An 18,706-nucleotide genomic window follows, 5' to 3' on the forward strand; every position below is an offset into this window, starting at 1 on the left:
CGATTACAGTTGTTGGTGGCGAACAGGATAACCCCGGGACTTGTAAAAACTGAAGTGCTCCCGGGTGGTTTTTAGTACCTCCGGCGCCTGAATCACCACTTCGGCCAGTCGTTCGAATTGCTCAAAGTGTGAAGGCACGGCGCTGCGCAGGTTGATCAGAACATCCCGATGGTCGCCGCATTGCTCGGAGTCGGTAATCTCGACGGCGGCGGCCGGAGCGTCCGGATCACCCAGACGTCGGTGGGGCAGAAAACTGTCCTCCGGTTGCATCCACAGGTGATCGTCCAGCGCCTGCGCCTGTTCGGTCGTGTCGACGGCAATCAGCACCCGGTGCCCGAGGCGCGCGGCCTTGTCGGCCAGCCGGCCGACAAAGTGCCAGCGCGCCTCGGGCGCATCCGTGGGCAGAATGTAGAAGTCGATCCGGTTCATGAGGTCTGACTGAGCAGGTAGTGCATCAGCAGCGGCACCGGCCGGCCGGTCGCGCCTTTGGCGGCACCGGAGCGCCAGGCCGTTCCGGCGATATCCAGGTGTGCCCAGGGGTATTTGTCCGCGAAGCGGGACAGGAAGCAGGCGGCGGTGACGCTGCCCGCCTCACGACCCCCAATATTGGCCATGTCGGCAAAATTACTGTCCAGTTGCTTCTGGTACTCGTCCCACAGCGGCATCCTCCAGGCGCGATCGCCGGCGGTTTCGCCGGCCGAGAGCAGAGCGTCCGCCAGTTCGTCCCGGTTGCTGTACAGGCCGGTGGCGTGGTTACCCAGAGCGATCACACAGGCGCCGGTGAGCGTGGCGACGTCCACCACGGCCTTGGGTTTGAAGCGCTCGACGTAGGTCAGGGCGTCGCACAGTACCAGGCGACCCTCGGCGTCGGTGTTCAGTACCTCGATGGTCTGGCCCGACATGGACGTGACGATATCACCGGGCTTGGTCGCGCCTCCGCTGGGCATATTCTCGGCGGCGGCCACCACGGCCACCACATTGAGTTTGGGTTGCAGCTCAATCAGTGATTTTATGCAGCCGAACACGCTGGCGGCACCACACATATCGAATTTCATTTCGTCCATTCCGGCGCCCGGTTTCAGGCTGATGCCGCCGGTGTCAAAGGTGATGCCCTTGCCGACCAGAACGACCGGGGCTTCGGTTTTGGCGGCACCCTTGTACTCCATGACAATCAGTTTGGCGGGCTCGTCGCTGCCCGCAGAAACGGACAGGAGGGAGCCCATGCCCAGCTCCTTCATCTGTTTTTCATCAAGCACTTTCACACTCAGCTTTTTCTGGTTGCGCGCCAGCTTGCGCGCCTCTGTGGCCAGATAGCTGGGTGTGCAGACGTTGCCGGGCAGGTCGCCCAGCTCGCGGGTCAGATTGGTGCCCTTGGCCAGGGCGACGCCCTCGAGCAAACCGGCTTCGATTTCGGCGGTCTGGGATTTTTTGGCGCAGCCGAGTGTCACTTTGGAGGGCGCGAACGGTGAAGGGTCGACGTTGCGGCTTTTAAAGCGGGTAAACCGGTACTGGCTCAGGCCCAGAGTGTAGGCCACCTGTCGGGCCGTCCAGCGAAGATCCCGGTCCTCGACCGTAACACCCTTGAGGCACAGGGTCAGGGATTTGACCGGTGTATTCTTCAGGGCCTCCACCGCTTTGCCCAGGGCCCGCTGGAAACTCGCGGCCTTGGGTGTGGCACTGCCCAGGCCGAGTACCAGAACGCGTTTGGCGGAAGTACCCTCCGGAGTGGACAGCAGGAGCGTTTCGCCTTCCTTGCCCTTGAAACCATCGCGCTTGCACAATGCGGCCAACTGCCCGGCCTGGTTCTCCAGTGCCTCGGCGGCGGGAGACCACTGCTGATTTCCGAAGGCGGTCACAATCAGGCAGTCACTGCGGTCGGTTAAGGCATTGACGACTTTGGCCGTGGTTTGCATGGCGGTACTCCATTGCGTTAAGGGTTGCATTCTGCCACGTTGGCTCGGGCCACGTGGGCAAGAGGTCAAGACAAATGCGGTCGAGTAGGGGATAATGCCACCCCTCGGAGTCGGCCGCAGGCTGATGCCTCAAGTTTACGCGATCCGCGACGCAGGGCAAATTGTGTGGGGTGGATTGGCGGTCTTTTTTTCGGGGTCGCTCATGGCGAGAGTGACCGGTCGAGCAACAGACGGGATGCGTGTGTGATTATTTTTCGCTATCTCAATCGGGAGATCCTTGTGACGACTCTGGCGGTCAGCAGTGTACTGCTGCTGATTTTCATGAGTGGTCGCTTTGTCAAATACCTGGCCGATGCGGCCGCCGGTGAGCTGGCGGTGGATGTGCTGTTCACCATCATGGGTTACCGGTTGCCGGGCTTTCTTGAGCTGATCATCCCGCTGGGCTTTTTTATCGCCATCCTGCTGGCCTACGGTCGACTGTACACCGACAGCGAAATGGTCGTGCTGTCGGCCTGTGGTATCAGCCAGGCGCAGTTGGTCATTATTACCCTGATTCCCGCCGTCATGCTCTCCGTACTGGTGGGACTGCTCAGTCTCTGGATCAGTCCCACCGGCGCCCGCGCGACCGAAACCATTCTGGCCGAGCAGCGAACCCGCAGCGAGTTCGATACCATCCAGCCGGGTCGCTTTCAGGCGTTGGGCGACTCCAACTCCATGGCCTACATTACCGAAGTCAGCGAGGATCGCACCCGCCTGCAGACGTTGTTTGTCGCACAGGGCGGCCGCGAAGCGGGGGCCGAACGGCATTCGGTTCTGGTGGCCGAGTATGCCGAGCAGGCCATGCACCCGGAGTACGAGCAGCGCTATCTGTACCTGCACAATGGCCGACGTTATGAAGGGCAGCCCGGCGCGGCGGATTACGAGGTGACCGAGTTCGATACCTTCGCCCAGTACATGAAACCCCCCAATATCGAAGCGAGCATGCGCGGCCAGTCCGATACCTGGAGCACGGCGGAACTGATCGGTGCGGAGGATCTCGAGCGGCGCACGACCCTGCAGTGGCGGCTGTCCCTGCCGGTGTTGGTTCTGGTGGTGGCCCTGATGGCGGTGCCGTTCAGCCGCACCGATCCGCGTCGCGGCCGCTACGCCAAAATGTTGCCCGCCATTGTGCTCTACATGCTGTATCTCGGGACCCTGAGTGGTTTGCGTGGCGCGCTGGAGTCGGGCAGCTTCCCGTTGATGCCGGGGTTCTGGTTGGTGCACGGCGTGTTTCTGGCCATTGCCCTGCTGATGCTGAGCTGGCAGAACCTCAAGCTGGGGCGTCAGAAGCGGCGGTCGAGGAGGGCAGCGCATGCGTAAGATCAGTCGCTATATCGCCCGCACCGTTTTTGCGGCCATCGCCCTGGTGTTGCTGGTGGTCCTGTCACTGGATCTGATCGGCGGCTTTATCGACGAGGTCGCCGACCTGCGCGCCGACTATGATGTGTCCGAGGCGTTGATCTATATCGCGCTGACCATGCCCGGGCGCATCTATGAATACATTCCCTACGCCAGCCTGATCGGCTGTCTGGCCGGCCTCGGTCTGCTGGCAAGTTCCAGCGAGTTGGTGGTGATGCGAGCCGCCGGCGTGTCGGTGGTCCGTATTACCTGGCTGGTGCTCAAGCCGGTGTTTGTGTTTATCGGCATCGGTCTGGTGCTGGGGGAATATGTCACCCCCTATACGGATCAGGTAGCAGAAAGTCGGCGTGCGGTCGCATTGGGCGGGCAGCGGGCCCTGAATACCGAGCGCGGTCTCTGGCACCGCGAAGGCAATGAGTTTCTGTATTTCAACGCGGTACAACCGAACGGAATACTGCACGGTATCACCCGTTACCGGTTCAATGAAGAGCGACAACTCGAACAGGCCAGCTATGCCGAGCAGGCGACGTTTCAGCAGGGTTATTGGCAGGAGGAGGGCGTGTCGGTCACCCACTTCGAAGAAGAGGGTACCCGGGTAGACGCCTACGCGTTGCGGCGCTGGAAGACCGACCTGACCCCGGATCTGCTGAATATCATCGCCTTGCCTCCCGAAGGCCTGTCGATCCGCAATCTGGTTTATTACGTGGACTATCTGGCGGAACAACAACTGGAGAACAGCGAATACCGGTTGGCTTTCTGGGAAAAAGCCCTGCAACCCCTGGCGACGGTGAGCCTGGTGTTGGTGGCGATTTCGTTCATCTTCGGTCCGCTTCGGGAAGTGACCATGGGCCAGCGCATTTTCACCGGCGTGGTGTTCGGTATCGCCTTCCAATTGACCCAGAGCCTGCTTGGGCCCTCCAGCCTGGTGTTCGGTTTCCCGCCACTGCTGGCGGTGCTGATCCCCATTGCCGCCTGCGCCGCCTTCGGCCTGCTCCTGCTAAGCCGTACCCGGTAACGCTCCCATTCCCGGGCGGTAGGGTGGCATAAGGCCGCAGGCCATCATCCACCATTAAACAGCAGCAAGCCGGCAGGACTACGTCTTGGGCTCCTTGGGCATCAACCACACACGGGTGCCGCTCAGGCGCCCGTGCAGAGTGTGGCCTTTCGGGTCCACCCACAGCCAGAAATAACCCAGCCCAGCAAGAAGTAGCGACAAGGGCGCGAGCAGCCCTCGCGTCAGTCGTTGCCGGGGCGCCGGCAACTGACCGGAAGCCGCGTCGGTCAGCTTCAATCGCCAGGCCCGCATGCCCAGCGTCTGTCCCGAGCGTCCCCAGAAGTAGTAGAAAAAGCCTACCCATACCGCAATCAGCCCGATGAACACGGGAAATCGCCAATAACCCCACTCAATGGCTTCGCGCTCGGCCGGTGCACCCTGAATCAGTACATTGAGCAGCGTCACCAGCGCGCCGTAGGCCAGTCCCACGGCAATCAGCAGCAGGCTGTCATACACCATGGCGGCGAAACGGCGAAGCAATCCGGCGGGGCGTGGTGTGTTTTTGGCGTCGGTCACGATGGCAAGGTCCGGCAGTCGATGAATGTCAGGCGGTCGTGGTTACAGTTGGTAGTGAATCAGCCATTCACCGGCACGCTCCGCCGGTTGGCCGATAGAGATGGTGCCCGAACCGAACAGCGGAAACTCCTCCCGGCGCAGGTAAATTTCCGGCTGATCCGGGCCCGAGACGTAGGTGCCGTTGGTGCTGTGGTCCACCAGCACAAACTTGCCGCGCCGGAAAATCACATGGCAGTGATCCCGGGAAGCGAGGCCAGACTGTATGTGCAGATGAGCCTTGATCGGGTCTCGGCCGATGATATAGGGCGTCTGTTCGGGGTGGATGGTCAGTTGCTCGTCACCCAGCGTCAGGTGTAGCTGATAGCGGCTCATTTTCCCGGCGATCTCTTCGATCGACATCACCGTCGTGGCGCTGTGGCTCTGGGTGGGCGTTTCCCACTGCAGGCGGTAAATCAGGCTGTGCCGGGTTTCGCCCTTCACGGCCACCCGGTCGAATTCCTGGCACTGCTCACGCATGGCGCCCTGAAGTTCGTCCACCAGCGTCTGGGTGAGCACAATCTGGTTGGCGCGGGCCACCTTGGAGACGAAGGCCGCGTCGTTGACGGCTTCTCCGAACACATCGTTGTCATCCAGCAGTGCGGGGCCGAAGGCGATGCCGATACGCAGGGCCACCCCGGCGTGGCGGGCTTCGCGCTGCATGGCAACGGCCGCGTCGCAGGCGGCCTGAGCGGTATCGAAGCGGGCCATCACCTCGTCACCGAGGGTTTTGACCACATGCCCCTGATAGCCCTCGGTCACTTGAGTCATGATCTCGATGGCGCCGTCCACCGAGCGTTTTGCCAGCAGGTTGCCCAGGCGCTTATAAAGCGCGGAACTGCCGGAAACGTCGGCAAACATGATGGCCAATGTCCGATTAAGCGCGGTCATGAGGCGGTAGGCTTCTCCAGAACGACTCGTAAAAGGTGAATGATACCGCCTGGCGCCCCGAAAACACAGGGTTGGATTGCGGTGTAAGAAAGCTACAGCTTGGTTTAGCGACGCCTATTACTGCTAAGATGGGCTTATGTTATTGGCACATAAATTTGACTTTGGATAAAAAATGATCTAAAAAGAATACGTAGTTCAAACGACCGATGGGTCGTTCTGCACGAGGGTATCGTTGAGAGCCCGCGTGAAAAAGGCAAAACCGGTGAAAGCCGGTGACGCAAAGCCACCTGTCTAACGGATATATATCCTACGATCGAGGGGCCGCCACGTTTATACTGCATATGAATGCGAGTCCCTGCGCGTTGTCGCCCTTCTTTCATCTATATATTCCCGCAAAACAGGTGTGCCTTATCGGCCGGCATGGAGTCTGGCGTGTAATGAGGAGTATCTGAATGATACTCGCTATTTTTTATAACAATGAGGTGAATCACCATGATGAAACGGGCTAAATTAAGTGCAATATTTCTGGCATCTGGCTTGATGTTGAGCGCAGGTCATACTCTGGCGGTCGATGCTACCGATACGTTTACCGCGACGGCGGCACTGGAGGAAGGTCTTTCTGTAGATTGTGCCAGTGGCAACGTTGACTTTGGCACAATCGCTGTACCTTCAGGTTATGCAGGGGGCGACACGGTGACAGTTGCCGCCGCCACTGGTGAAACGGCAGCCACCGCGGGGAACCTGGTCGTGACGGGAGGCTCAGTGCTGACCTGCAGCGTGACGGGCGCAACCACCGCGACCGCAGCACTCAGCGACGGCTCCGCAACCTTCACCACTGACACATTGGCCGGCGTAACTCTCACCGAGTCAGGTTCATCGGATACCATGCTCGCCGACATAACCTTATCCAAAGCCACCGGCATTGCCGCTGAAGATATTTACATCGGTGGTTCCTTGACAGTTCCTCAGAATAACACCTTTGGAACCTACACCTCGGACACAATTACCCTGACCGTCACAGAATAAACCACTGAGGATTGGCCTTCTGTCCGCCAGGCACGTCGTTGTCGGCGTTCAGGAGGCTGATTAAGGGTACCTATGAAGCCAGCTTATAGAGTAGTTAGCGGGTTGGGATTGGCTCTGTTTTCCCTGCTCACACAGGCACAATCGTTAATGCTGTCTCCGGGAACCGTGGTGCTGAGTGATCAGCAGCGCGCCGCCGCAATCTTGGTGGGCACTACCGGCGATCGGCTTACAACATTTGAAGTCAGTAACAGCTTTTTCGTGCAGCAACCTGACGGCCTATTGGTCGCTGCGGACCCCGCCAGCAGTGAGGGGACTGCAGTGGAGTTCGTGCGAGTTGGCCCTCGTCGCTTTGTGGCGGAGCCCGGTCGAGGTCAACAGGTAAGGGTGGCAGCACGCCCCCCAAGAGATCTCCCCCCGGGTGAGTACCGGATGCACCTGACGGTTGCTTCGGTCGGCGACAGCGACGCAACCCCCAGCGAGAGTGTGACAACCGAAACGGATAACGGTATCAAGGTCGTCATTCCGGTTCGGGTTGCCCGGGCGGTACGCATACTCTATCGTCATCAAGTTGAACCGCAAGGCGGCGACCTTGAGGCCTTGCGTCGTCAGCGTAAGGGGAGGGATGCGGTTATCGACTTCACGGTTATTCGCAAAGGTCAGACCAGTCTGATCGCTGAAACGGAAATTTTGGCTATGAGCTCTTTGGGAACGGTTCTATCGCGTTGGCCGGGGCCAGCGATTAGTCTTTATACGGAAAATGATCGTCGTCATTTTTCAGCTCACGTGCCCGCCAATGAAGTTCCGAACAATGCTTCCCTTTGCGTGCGTCTATCCGTCACGGATGAAATGGTGCATGACGTAACAGCGGTGACTCGGTGCGCGGATTGAGCTGGTGGTCAGGCGCCCTTGTTTCTACTTTCCCCGATCGGTATCCATACCCCAATTAGGGCGGGCGGTGAGCTCGCTTTCACTGGCAGGGTTGCTTCTGGCTTTTGCGGCGTTCGCCTTGGCTGATGATCCGCGCATCCATGAATCAGAATACTTGCTTACCCCCTGGTATAAGGGAGAGGCTCTCCCGGGGCTGGTGCCGACCATATTGCCTGAAGGTCTGGGCGCTCCGCTGGTTCTGATGGCAGAAATACTGTATGCGATAAATGCGGAGCATCAGATAGATGACGATGGTTCGGTTCAGGGGCGCCGCCATCCTGGTAATGTGCCCTTCGAAATCCATGTGACGGGCAGTTGGCGGGTGGGACGTGAACAAGGGCAGCTACCTTCAAGCGAGTATCGTTGGGTTCACAACGAGTTGTATATCAGCGCTGATCTGCTTGCTCGAATGTTCCCGGTCTCGCTTGACGTTGATGTAAAGCATCAGCGTCTGGTGTTCAAGGCTAGTGGACCTTTGCCCCTGGATATTGCACGGGAGCGGGAACGCCGTCGCAACCGTTTGCTCAATGAGGCCGTTACAGATCCACCACCAGAAGCTGAGTTCCCTTATCGGCCGGTGGGTAGGCTGGCTGGCGATCTGAACCTTGATTACTTTCACCAGAGTATGAAGTCGGACCTTGTGGCGTCCAGCACTGACGACCTTGAATATGATGGATTGCTGGTCAGTGAGCTCGCGTATAACACTGGGACACTGTTTTTTCGGGGAGATCAGGATGAACTGGAAGACGCTCGCTTGCGAATGGGTCAGGAGTCGCCGAAAGGGGGAGCTTGGGGCATTCCCGGACTGACCCTTGGTTATTTGGGCGATGTGAACGGAGCAGCAGTCCCTTTAGTGGGGACCCTGTCCGGACGGGGCGGTGTAGTGAGCAACTATCCATTGGATCGCCCCGACCAGTTCGACCAGACCACGATAGAGGGTGATGCGCCAGCGGAGTGGGAGGTGGAGCTCTACCGAGGGTCGACCTTACTGAGGTTTTCCAAGGTAAGCCCCGATGGCCGTTACCGCTTCGAAGACATTCCCCTGCTATTTGGTCGCAACGATTTTCGCGTGGTGTTTATTGGCCCAGAAGGTCAAATTCGGGAGGAATCCCGGGACTATACCGTAGGAAACACGATAACACGCCCAGGAGAGCTGCACTGGCGGGCATTTGCCGGTGAACATCAACGCCGTACACTGGAATCGATGCTATCGATGCCTCAGGGTGATCTTGAAGAGAATCAAAGAGTGTATTCAGTGGAAGGAGATCTTGGTCTGGGGCGCCATGCCAGTATCGGACTGTTCGCCAGCCGGGCTCCTGGTAGCTATCTTGAGGATGCTTCATTATTTGATACACAAGGTGTAAGTGCGAGCTTGTCTCTGCCGGGTATTGCACTGGAACTGGATGGTGCCACCCAGACAGCGTCACTCGACACGTCGGAAAAAGGCAATGCATGGGGTGTGGGGGGAAGTACCGCGCTTGCTTCACTGAACCTGAGCTGGCGACACAGTGTGTATGACAATTTTTTTTCACGCAGAGCAACGTATGGGGCCTCTGCTCTGGACAGTGAGTCCAGGGTGCGGGCAAGTCTGCCTGTGACATTGGGGCGTCAGTCTTTGACACTTTATGGCAGTGGTGAGCGCTGGCAGTTTCTGGATGATAGTGGAGAGTTGTCCACGAGAGCTGGCGCGCGCTTTCGTCTCGGTAGCGTGTATGTCAACCAGGAACTGGAGTGGCGGCGGTTCTTGGGCGCCCAGAACAAGGAGCCCCAGCGTCGGGCTTGGCTTCCCGGCGCGTCCATGAACGTAGGGCGGCTGCGCTTATCTTTGGACGGGCGCTATGATATTGATACGCAGGCGTGGCGAAATACCCGGGTACTGGGTAATTGGCATTTGGGAGAGCGCACCAATCTGGCCGTCAGCGCCCAACGAACACTGGACATAGTGGGCGACCCAGGCTGGACCGGGTCACTCAGTCTCTCCCGGGACTTCCGTTACGCCCGCGCACGGGCGATGTATTCCAGCCGACGCGATGGTGGCTACGTCGCGGGACTTGGCCTGAACTTTTCTTTTGGTATGAGCCGTAGAGGTCGTTTGCACTTTTCTTCTGTACCTTCGGCCGAGCGTGGCGCAGCGGATGTTCGGGTCTACCACGACGTGGATCAAGATGGGAATTTTGATCGCGGCCGGGATCAGCTTGTATTGGGGGCAGAAGTTCTGGCCGGAGAAGGACGTCGAGCACCAAAGACCAGCGATCAGGGGAGAACCTACTTGAACGGCCTGGATACGCATAGTCCCGTCACTTTGCGGGTTGCCCCTGCATCTATTTCAGATCCGTTCCTGGTGCCTGCCCAAGGCGGTATTACGTTCACGCCCCGGCCTGGCCAGCCTTATCCTGCCGAGATCTCACTGGTGGAGTCCGGAGAGATCTCGGGACGCGTATTGGTTGAACGGAACGGCGTGAAGTCTGGTTTGGCCAGTGTATCTTTGGCCTTGGAGCGACTTCCCGATGGCGCAAAAGGGGCCTCAGAGCTGCCATTGCGTTGGAATGAAGGCATGCTGACTGCGGCCTATATTGATGCTCGATCTGGTTCTGAGATCCCGTCGCCGACTTCATCGACCCAGACTTATGCCGTGCAGCAGACACAGTATGATGGCTCCTATCTGTTTGATCTGATCCCTCCGGGAAAATATCGGGTTCGAATTCAGCCTGATCAGAGCGTAGAGGAAAGCCCTATTGAATCGGTTCAAGTAGAAGCCTTCCTGTCATCCGGGAACCTTCTTGTGTCCAAAGATATATTGTTGCTCGCGCCGGACGATAAAGAGCGTCGACCTGAGGTTTTGAAGCAGCGAATCCGGGATCAGAGAACGACGGGCGAGGCGGACCCCGAAGAGGTATCGGGAAGCGACGCTATAGGGGATGGGGGCGCGCAATTGGTGATGGGAAGCTTTCGGGATCTGGAGCATGGTTGGACCCGGGCGCGGAGCATCGCGACAGAGCTGAGTCAGCCCGTCTGGCTTGTAAAGGTGACTCTGGATGACGGGCTTTGGTACCGGGTGGTAACCACTTGGTTGACTGAAGAGGAACGGGCTCGCTGGGAGAGTGCATTGCAATCGATGGGCGTTAAGTATTGGGCCCTGACCAAGATGTCGGCTCATTATGAAATCATTGCACATGTCGTTGATGATTCGGTGAGGGCTGATCCATGACGCGAATCCCCAATATTGTTCTACTGTGGATCAGTTTTGCATTTTCCGTTGTATCGACTAATGCGTCCGGAGAGAAGACTCCTGCCGAGACCTGTATGCCTCCCAGCTTAACGGTGGTTCATCCGCTGGATTTCGGTGATGTTCGGGTACCTTATGGGGTGACGAGTTATCTCTATATTGATCCTGATGCAAGCGTCAGGCAGGGGGATGCGGTACTCATCGTGCGTGACCCGACTCCTGGCGAGGTATTAGTGTGTGGTCAGAGCGATCAACGGGTTCAGATACGGCTGAGCCAGCCGTCTGTGGAACTGACTTCAGGGGGACGTCGACCGGTGGCTCAGTTACTGGAAAATGTTGTTCTGGCCGGTGAAGGTGCTCGTTGGAGTCAGGTCATGCCCGGACTTTGGGAGGGGAGATTGCCCGCTAGTGGTCGAGCTCGAGTCACCATCGGAGGTACCCTGCGGTTAAGAGGAGTTGGTCAACACGGCGCCGCTGGAACCAATATAGTGTTGGAGGTCGAGCCACTATGACTCTGTCAAGAAGAGCGTTATACGGTGCTTTCCTTGTGTGTGCACTGTCGGCAACACGTTTTTCCTGGGGGCAGGCCAGTGATCTACCGGTAATCGTCAATACAGGGCCGGCTTTGGAGGTCAACTGCGATACCAATCTCAATTTCGGGGCCATCCTCATCGCCGGAGACAGCGAGGGGGGAGCAGTTCAGTTGCTGGCCGAGGCCTCTGCCGTCGCCACGATCACAGGCGGCAGTGGGCTTGCATTGGCGGGAGCTTCTCAGCCGGCTCGATGTTCGGTGACGGCCGTATCGGGTACAACTGTCACGCTCTCTCTGAGCGGTGGAGGCGGAGTGTTCGATCCGGCAACCGGAGTGCTGTCAGGGGCTCTGCTTAGCAGTTCTGGAAATGACACAGTGTCCGTTGACTTGAGTTTGAGCCATATCGGGGGTGAACCTGGTACATCTGAAGAGGCCGAACCGGTTTACATTGGTGGTACGCTCTCCATACCCGCCGGTGCCTCGGCAATTTACGGGGTGTACGAAGAGGTGTTTACGATTACGGTAGTAGAGGACTGATTAACGCATATTGATTGATCTTGTAAGTTGTGTGTCGAAGCTTCGATTGCGCTGCGAATCTTTCCCGTCAAGCCCGGTTTACCCTTGAGCGGTACGGCTTTAGTTGATTCGCCTCTACTTGGCGTTGTCAGGGGCTAGAGGTTTCAACCCCTCATCATGCAACCCTACCAACAACGGCTCGCCTTGCTCGTTCACCCGAAACCGCCCGTAGCGGGCCGCCTCATAACGCTCCGCCTGCCCCTCCTGAAAAAAGAAGGCGTTGGTGGCGAACAGAATCCGGCCGTTACGTTGACGATAGAACAGGGCGCGCTGATCTTCCTCAAGGGCGGTGTTTGACGCGGCGAGTCGGACAAAGTGCGCGATACTCTGCTCATCCAGACGCACGATGGCGTAGCCTTCGGAAGTGTCGTCGGGTTCACCGTCGGCCTGTCCGTTTGAGCGGACGGCGTCACGGATCTGATCGCCGATCTCAAAACGGAGCGTCATGTAATCCCCCTGTATCAGCGAGCGCGGGTCCACCGGAGCGAGCTCAAGATATAGGATTTCGCCGTGGGCGAGGTGCTGCTCCTTTTCGTAAATGGAAAAATTGACGAGCACCAATATGGCCGCGGCGGTCACCAGCGCAATTCCCCTACGCATCGGTTACGTCTCCAGAGTGGCTGGCCGACCAACGATTCAAACCATAGCGTACAGCGAGAAAAAACAGCCCGAGAGTCAGCAAAGTGAAGGATTTCTCCAGCAGGGTCAGGTCCAGGCGGTAGTAGTAGGTGGAAATGGAAAACAGCAGAGAGAGTATGCCAAGCCCCATCACGATCCGGTGGCTGATGGCAAACCCCAGCGCAATCAGCGCCGCGCCCTGAGTCAGACCGAAAGCATAAGATGAGGCCAGACAAAGAAGCACCAAGGTGACCGCACTGATAATCAATGCGCGTCCCGTCAGCTCCATCTGGTTCACGCGGATCACCCGGTAGGCCAGATAGCCAAGCGTGGCGCCGGTCAGCCACTCGCCCAGCCAGTGGGGTAACCAGGCGATCGAGAGGCTGTCTTCCACCAGCTCGGGAAAACGGATCAGGTACTGCATGATCAACAGCCCGAGGGTCAGTCCCATGGCGATACACTTCAGGGCGTTGCGGTGCTGAGGGTAGTGAAATTCGTTCAGCCAAAGTACGCAGGTGATGCCCAGTACGACGGGCGGAATGCCGTACACGGCTCCCGTTTCCACGCCGAGAAAAAACAGGGATACGCCCGCAAACAAGGCGGAAAATATCCGGTGCAACGGACTCGCCATCAGCAAGGCAAGGGCTGAATGCAGAATCAACATTCCCACCCAGAACAGGGCGTTGATATCATCGAGCCAGTAGGCGATGGCATAGGCGACCAGCAATTGACCCGCGAGGCTGGACGCCAATACCAACTGCTCCAGAAAAACGCTCTGTCGGTGACGCAATAAACCAAAGGCGCCACCGATCAGCAACAAACCCAACGCCAGCGCGATGGCCGGTTTATCCAGGGCTTGAATAAACCCCAAACCGAGAAAACCCATAAGAAACAGCGCGGCCAGCCAGCCACCGATCCCCTGAAGGACAAGCAGGTACCAGGGAATCACCGGCCCTTGATCGTTGCCCGGTTGAAGGTCGATACCGGCTTCGGTGAGGCGGCGCGATGCGTCAGTGTTCTGGGTCATGGTGCATAAGCCGGTTCAGATGAATCAGCCACTTCACCAGGGCTGTGGTCGAGCCGATGGTGAGGGCGCTAAGCAGAAAAAAGACGCTGTCTTCCTGAAGATCGGTGTGGGCAATGAACAAGCCGTCGATGACCACAATCACCGAGAGGCAGCCGCCGGCGAGCATAAACAGGTCGGGTTTGAGGTGCCGGTAAACGCCGTAAATGGCCGCCAGCACCAGGGCGTAGATCAGTAGCTCGCCACTGACCAGGGTGTCCGAACTGCCGATCAGAACCAATAAGGTGGCCGCCATCCCGACGCCGGCGGCAATCAGGCGCTGAGGCCAGCCGGTGTCGAGCCAGGTCAATCGGCGCGCCGCCAGCTCCCACCCGGTCAAACTCAGGGCGTTGATGACCAGCAGCGCCCAGGCCAGGCTGGTTTCCCCGGTCAGAATCCAGACGGAGCCGAAGGTACCGTGATAGAGCAGGGCGGCGAGGTTCCAAAGCCCGATCACCAATACCCAGAGCGCGGGCAACCGGGCAATCAGCGCCCAGGGCAGAATCATCAGGCTCCAGGTAAAAAACAGCTGCCAGGGGTCCGCGCCGGTCTGATAGGTCTGACCAAACAGGGCCAGTAAACCGCCCACCGCCAATGCCGCCGCAAACAGCGCCGCTTTCGCCACCAACCCTCGTCCACCTTTCCAGGCATAAGCGCTCACGGCGATCAGCAGCGCCAGCTCAACCAGCGCAAACCGGCCCAGATGACCCAGCTCGGTCCAGTTGTAGGCAATAAAAAACAGCAGCGCAAAGCCAAGCGCCAGCGCGCTGAGCCAAAGCAGAAGATGATCGAGGAAACGTTGCCAGCGGGGCAGGGAAGGATAGAGGCCGAGCAACGTGGCCGCGCGCTGGTAATCAGCAGGAGCGAGCGCCCCCTGCTCAATCAGATGATCCAATTGTCGGCGCGCCGTATCCATGAAAGCAGGTCCGTGTTCGTTTTCAGGCAGTATCCACAAGCCACCCAACACCGTCAAGCAGCCATGCCGACAATCTCCCACCCAAACCCTGCCACCCAGCGGTCGTCATCCCCCAACCCTATGGCAACCCCGACAACTCCGGTACACTCTCTCTTGGCATCGCAATCTCGATTCAAACCACAGGGACCGGCCCCATGCCCCGCTTTCTCCACACCGCCGACTGGCAAATCGGCCGCCAATACAGCCGTTTCGCCGAAGAAGACGCCTCTATTCTGGCGGACGCCCGCTTTACCGCCATCGAGACGCTGGCCGCGCTGGCCACCGAACAGGCTGTCGATGCCGTGCTGGTCGCCGGGGACGTGTTCGACGCCCAGACCGTCTCGGACCGCACCATCCATCGCACCTTTCAGGCCATGGCCAGCTTCTCCGGCCCCTGGTTGCTGCTACCCGGCAACCACGACGCCGCCCTGGCGGAGAGCGTCTGGAGCCGGGCCCAGCGCCTGAACGCGGTACCGGATAATGTGGACCTCTTGCTGACACCGGAGGTCCGTGTCTATCAGGACCTGGGCTTTGCCGTGCTGCCCGCGCCCCTGACCCAGCGGCAGACCTACAACGACCTCACGGAATGGTTCGATCGTGCCGACACCCCCGAAGGCCTGCTGCGCATCGGCCTGGCTCACGGCAGTGTCGAGGGCCAACTGGCCGAGGAAATCGACTCCACCAACCCCATTGCCGCCGACCGGGCCGTCACCGCCCGGCTGGACTATCTCGCTCTGGGGGACTGGCACGGCTACAAAACCATCGACGCCCGCACCCGCTACAGTGGCACCCCGGAGCAGGAGCGATTCAAGGACAACGGCGCTGGCCAGGCTTTAATTGTCGATATTGAGCGGCCCGGTACCGAGCCCCGGGTGCAGCCCCATACCATCGGCCAGTTCCAGTGGATAAAGCATCAGAGCACCCTGGCCGTGGCCAGCGATATCGAACGGTTGATGAGCGAGCTGGATGCACTGCCGCCGCGCTCGGTGGTGGCCCTGACTCTGGACGGCGAAGTGGACCTGGCCGGCTATCAATCGCTACTGCAATACTTCAGCGCCGCCGAGGCGCGGCATCGCAGCTTTCAGGCCCATCTGTCCGGCCTGAACCTGGTACCCACCGAGGACGATATCGCCGCACTGCACGCCGACGGTTATGTGGGCGAAGTGATTGGCGAGCTGCGCGAGCGGCAGGAGGGTCAGAGCGAAGATGCTGACACCGCCCGCACGGCCCTGGCGATACTGGCCGGCATGCTGCGTGAAAACGGCACGACTTCCGAGAGCGAACGGACGGAGAGCGAACAATGAAATTGACCCGTCTGCGTCTCGACCAACTCAAGCAGTTCCGCCAGCCCCTGGAAATCCGCGATCTCACCGACGGCATCAACCTGTTCGTCGGCCCCAACGAGTCCGGCAAAAGCACCCTGGTGCGCGCCATCCGCGCCGCCTTTTTCGAGCGCTACAAATCCAATAGCGTGGATGACCTGCAGCCCTGGGGCGACACCTCCGCCACCCCGGAAATCGAACTGGAATTCGACTGGCAGGGCGAGCACTGGACGCTCAACAAACGTTTCCTCGGCAAAAAGCGCTGCGACCTCAAAGTCGGCAGCCAGCACTTCAGCGGCGAAGAGGCCGAAGAAAAACTGGCCGAGATGCTCGGCTATCAATTCCCTGGGCGCGGCGCCAGCAAAGCTGAACACTGGGGCATCCCCGGCCTGTTGTGGGTGGAGCAGGGTGCGGTGCAGGACATTCAGGGGCCGGTCAACCACGCCGGCGAACACCTGCAGTCGGCATTGGGCCAGAGCCTGGGCGAAGTGGCCAGCAGCGGCGGCGACGAACTGATCGCCCGGGTGGAAAAAGCGCGCGCCGAACTGCTGACCACCACCGGCAAGGAAACCAAAGACTACAAAAAAGTGCAGGAGGACTACCGGCAAAGCCAGGAACGCCTCGAGGCCCTGAATCAGTCCGTCGAACAGTACCGCCAACAGGTGGATCAGCTCGGCGTATTGATCGAACAGAAACAGACCATTGACGCCGCCCGCCCCTGGGAAGAACAAAACCGAAAGGCCGACGCCGCAAAACGCCAACTGAGCGAAGTTCAGCGCTGGCAGAGCGAACAGCGACAGGACGAGCAGGCTCTGGACAGCTGCCGTCAAAGCCAGGCGGTGTATCGCCAGCAACTGCAAGACTTTGAAAACCAGCAGCACCAACTGACCCAACGCGCCGAGGACAAAGCCAGGGCCGAAGCGCAACTGCAGGAATGCCGCGACCGCCGGCCCCAACTGGAAAAACGCCGTGCCGACGCCGAGCAAGCCTACGAGCGGGCCCGGAGCCGGCGCGAGCAAGCCCGCGATCAGGCGGCGCGAGCCCGGCTGCAACAACAGATTGATGAGCTGGCCGAACGCCAACGCCAACAGGCGGACGCTCTCAAACAGGCCACCGAACTGCAAGAAACCTTGAAAGGGCTGCACGCACAACAGCCCGCCAAAGACATCGACCCGGCCGCGCTGGCCCAACTGAAACGCACCGAGCAGGCGCTGGCGGAACTGGTGATCCGCCAGAAAGCCCTCGCGACCCGGTTGAACTACGAGCTGGAGCCGGAAAAATCCATCACCGTCGGCGACGACACCGTCACCGGCCAGGGAGAAACCCTTCTGGTGGAAGCGACAGACCTGCGCATCCCCGGCGTCGGCCGCTTGCGCATCCAGCCCGGCGGCACCGACGTGGCGGACCTGCAGCGTCAGCAGGAAGCCCTGCAGGCCGAGCAAAGCAGCCTGCTACGCCGCCTCGGCGTCGCCACCTTGGAAGAGGGCGAGCAGCGCGCCGCTGAAAGCCAGCGGCTGGCCCAGGCCATCGAGCGCGATCAGGCGCGGCTGGATATCCTCGCCCCCAAAGGCGTCGACACGTTACGCACGACGGCCGAGCAGGACAGCGCCCGGCTGGACGCACTGCGCGCGCAGCTGAAGCAATTGCCCGAGGTGCAAGCGGACATAATCTCGGAAGAAAACGCCGAAGCGGACCTGGAAGCGGCCCGCGCCGAACTCAAGCGAGCCGAGGACGCGCTCAACCAACACCAACAGCAACAGGGCTTGGCAGAGCAGGCCAGCACCAACGCCAATGCCGAATGGGACAAACTCAACGCTGAACTACAAGCGCCGGAGCGCAAAGCGCGCGAAGAACGTGCCAATCAAGAACTGACCGAACTCAAAGCCCGGGAGCATCAGCTCACCACCGCCATCGACGCCCGGCAAAAGCAGATTGATGACGCGCAGCCCGACGTGCTTGAACAGGACATCGAACGCTTTACAAGGTCCGCGAATGCAATGGAAACCCAGGCGCGAGAGCGGGCGCAAAACATACGCGACCTTCAAGTCCGCCTGGAAGAGCAGGGCGCCCAGGGCCTGGAAGAAAAGCGCGATGAAGAAGCACAGATCAACCAACGCCTGGCCCAGCGCCGGGACGAACTGACCCGACGCGCCCAGGCGCTGGACCTGCTGCTCAACCTGCTCAAAGACAAACGCCAGGCCCTGACCCGTCAGTTGCAGGCGCCCCTGCAGAAACACCTGAACCACTACCTGAAATTGCTGTTCCCCCAGGCCCACTTGAGTGTGGACGAAAACCTCATGCCCACCACCCTGACCCGCCCCCTGGGCACGGGAGAAGAGCAGGGCGACCTGCCGTCCCTAAGCTACGGCGCCCGGGAACAGATGGGTCTGATCAGTCGCCTCGCCTACGCCGACCTGCTGCGCGAAGCCGGCAAACCCACACTCATCATCCTGGACGACGCCCTGGTCCACAGCGACGCCCAGCGCCTGGACCAGATGAAACGCATCCTGTTCGACGCCGCCCGCCGACACCAGGTGCTACTGTTTTCCTGCCATCCGGAGAATTGGAGGGACTTGGGGGCCACGCCGAGGGATTTGCAGGCTTTAAATTTGGGTTAGTCGAGCGTAAAACGTTCTCTAATCAGCAGTTAGCT

General features: G+C 59.6%; 15 protein-coding genes and 1 riboswitch. Of the genes, 8 read left to right on the plus strand and 7 right to left on the minus strand.

Annotation, left to right across the window (positions count from 1 at the left end):
- Positions 1 to 3: 3 nt before the first annotated feature.
- Entirely contained in the window at positions 4 to 429 is a 426-nt protein-coding gene (locus OOT55_RS03225) for a DNA polymerase III subunit chi (protein WP_265367721.1), read from the minus strand.
- Positions 426 to 1,913 carry a leucyl aminopeptidase gene (locus tag OOT55_RS03230; RefSeq protein WP_265367722.1) on the minus strand — a complete coding sequence of 496 codons (1,488 nt, stop codon included), beginning with the start codon at positions 1,911 to 1,913 and terminating at the stop codon, positions 426 to 428. The genes OOT55_RS03225 and OOT55_RS03230 overlap by 4 nt, the downstream gene beginning before the upstream one ends.
- Before the next feature lie 243 nt (positions 1,914 to 2,156).
- Between OOT55_RS03230 and lptF the strand changes: the two genes are divergently transcribed.
- Positions 2,157 to 3,272, plus strand: a complete 1,116-nt coding sequence (lptF, locus tag OOT55_RS03235; RefSeq protein WP_265367723.1) for an LPS export ABC transporter permease LptF — start codon at positions 2,157 to 2,159, stop codon at positions 3,270 to 3,272.
- On the plus strand, positions 3,265 to 4,326 hold the full coding sequence (gene lptG, locus OOT55_RS03240; RefSeq protein ID WP_265367724.1) for an LPS export ABC transporter permease LptG: 1,062 nt from the start codon (positions 3,265 to 3,267) through the stop codon (positions 4,324 to 4,326). Before lptF ends, lptG begins: the two co-directional genes overlap by 8 nt.
- Before the next feature lie 78 nt (positions 4,327 to 4,404).
- Here the strand turns inward: lptG and OOT55_RS03245 are convergent, their stop codons facing one another.
- Positions 4,405 to 4,881: an RDD family protein gene (locus OOT55_RS03245; protein ID WP_265367725.1), complete on the minus strand. Its 477-nt coding sequence runs from the start codon at positions 4,879 to 4,881 to the stop codon at positions 4,405 to 4,407.
- A 42-nt stretch (positions 4,882 to 4,923) separates the two neighbouring features.
- The gene (locus tag OOT55_RS03250; RefSeq protein WP_265367726.1) at positions 4,924 to 5,808 is read right to left on the minus strand and encodes an adenylate/guanylate cyclase domain-containing protein; all 885 of its coding nucleotides are present in this window, start codon (positions 5,806 to 5,808) and stop codon (positions 4,924 to 4,926) included.
- Positions 5,809 to 6,050: 242 nt separating this feature from the next.
- Positions 6,051 to 6,137, plus strand: a riboswitch (cyclic di-GMP riboswitch).
- 163 nt (positions 6,138 to 6,300) lie between these two features.
- On the opposite strand from OOT55_RS03250, the gene OOT55_RS03255 reads away from it, so the two are divergent.
- The 4 genes from OOT55_RS03255 to OOT55_RS03270 all read left to right on the plus strand — a co-directional run bounded on the left by OOT55_RS03255 (position 6,301) and on the right by OOT55_RS03270 (position 12,056).
- Positions 6,301 to 6,834, plus strand: a complete 534-nt coding sequence (locus OOT55_RS03255; protein ID WP_265367727.1) for a DUF4402 domain-containing protein — start codon at positions 6,301 to 6,303, stop codon at positions 6,832 to 6,834.
- A gap of 429 nt (positions 6,835 to 7,263) precedes the next feature.
- Positions 7,264 to 7,722 carry a hypothetical protein gene (locus tag OOT55_RS03260; RefSeq protein WP_265367728.1) on the plus strand — a complete coding sequence of 153 codons (459 nt, stop codon included), beginning with the start codon at positions 7,264 to 7,266 and terminating at the stop codon, positions 7,720 to 7,722.
- A gap of 67 nt (positions 7,723 to 7,789) precedes the next feature.
- Entirely contained in the window at positions 7,790 to 10,969 is a 3,180-nt protein-coding gene (locus OOT55_RS03265) for a hypothetical protein (protein ID WP_265367729.1), read from the plus strand.
- A 526-nt stretch (positions 10,970 to 11,495) separates the two neighbouring features.
- Positions 11,496 to 12,056: a DUF4402 domain-containing protein gene (locus tag OOT55_RS03270; RefSeq protein WP_265367730.1), complete on the plus strand. Its 561-nt coding sequence runs from the start codon at positions 11,496 to 11,498 to the stop codon at positions 12,054 to 12,056.
- Positions 12,057 to 12,170: 114 nt separating this feature from the next.
- Here OOT55_RS03270 and OOT55_RS03275 read toward each other — a convergent pair whose 3' ends face one another.
- From OOT55_RS03275 to OOT55_RS03285, 3 genes are read right to left on the minus strand one after another with little or no spacing between them, the layout of a single operon-like run.
- Complete coding sequence (locus OOT55_RS03275; protein ID WP_265367731.1) at positions 12,171 to 12,695, minus strand: GDYXXLXY domain-containing protein; 525 nt, start codon at positions 12,693 to 12,695, stop codon at positions 12,171 to 12,173.
- Complete coding sequence (locus OOT55_RS03280; RefSeq protein ID WP_265367732.1) at positions 12,688 to 13,740, minus strand: DUF4401 domain-containing protein; 1,053 nt, start codon at positions 13,738 to 13,740, stop codon at positions 12,688 to 12,690. Before OOT55_RS03280 ends, OOT55_RS03275 begins: the two co-directional genes overlap by 8 nt.
- Positions 13,724 to 14,692 carry a DUF2157 domain-containing protein gene (locus OOT55_RS03285; RefSeq protein WP_265367733.1) on the minus strand — a complete coding sequence of 323 codons (969 nt, stop codon included), beginning with the start codon at positions 14,690 to 14,692 and terminating at the stop codon, positions 13,724 to 13,726. Before OOT55_RS03285 ends, OOT55_RS03280 begins: the two co-directional genes overlap by 17 nt.
- A gap of 194 nt (positions 14,693 to 14,886) precedes the next feature.
- Between OOT55_RS03285 and OOT55_RS03290 the strand changes: the two genes are divergently transcribed.
- Together OOT55_RS03290 and OOT55_RS03295 are read left to right on the plus strand one after the other, a co-directional pair.
- A complete protein-coding gene (locus OOT55_RS03290; RefSeq protein ID WP_265367734.1) occupies positions 14,887 to 16,035 on the plus strand; it encodes a metallophosphoesterase family protein in 1,149 nt (382 codons plus the stop codon).
- On the plus strand, positions 16,032 to 18,671 hold the full coding sequence (locus tag OOT55_RS03295) for an AAA family ATPase (RefSeq protein WP_265367735.1): 2,640 nt from the start codon (positions 16,032 to 16,034) through the stop codon (positions 18,669 to 18,671). The genes OOT55_RS03290 and OOT55_RS03295 overlap by 4 nt, the downstream gene beginning before the upstream one ends.
- Positions 18,672 to 18,706: the final 35 nt, after the last annotated feature.

The organism is Marinimicrobium sp. C6131 (assembly GCF_026153455.1).
Classification (GTDB): domain Bacteria; phylum Pseudomonadota; class Gammaproteobacteria; order Pseudomonadales; family Cellvibrionaceae; genus Marinimicrobium.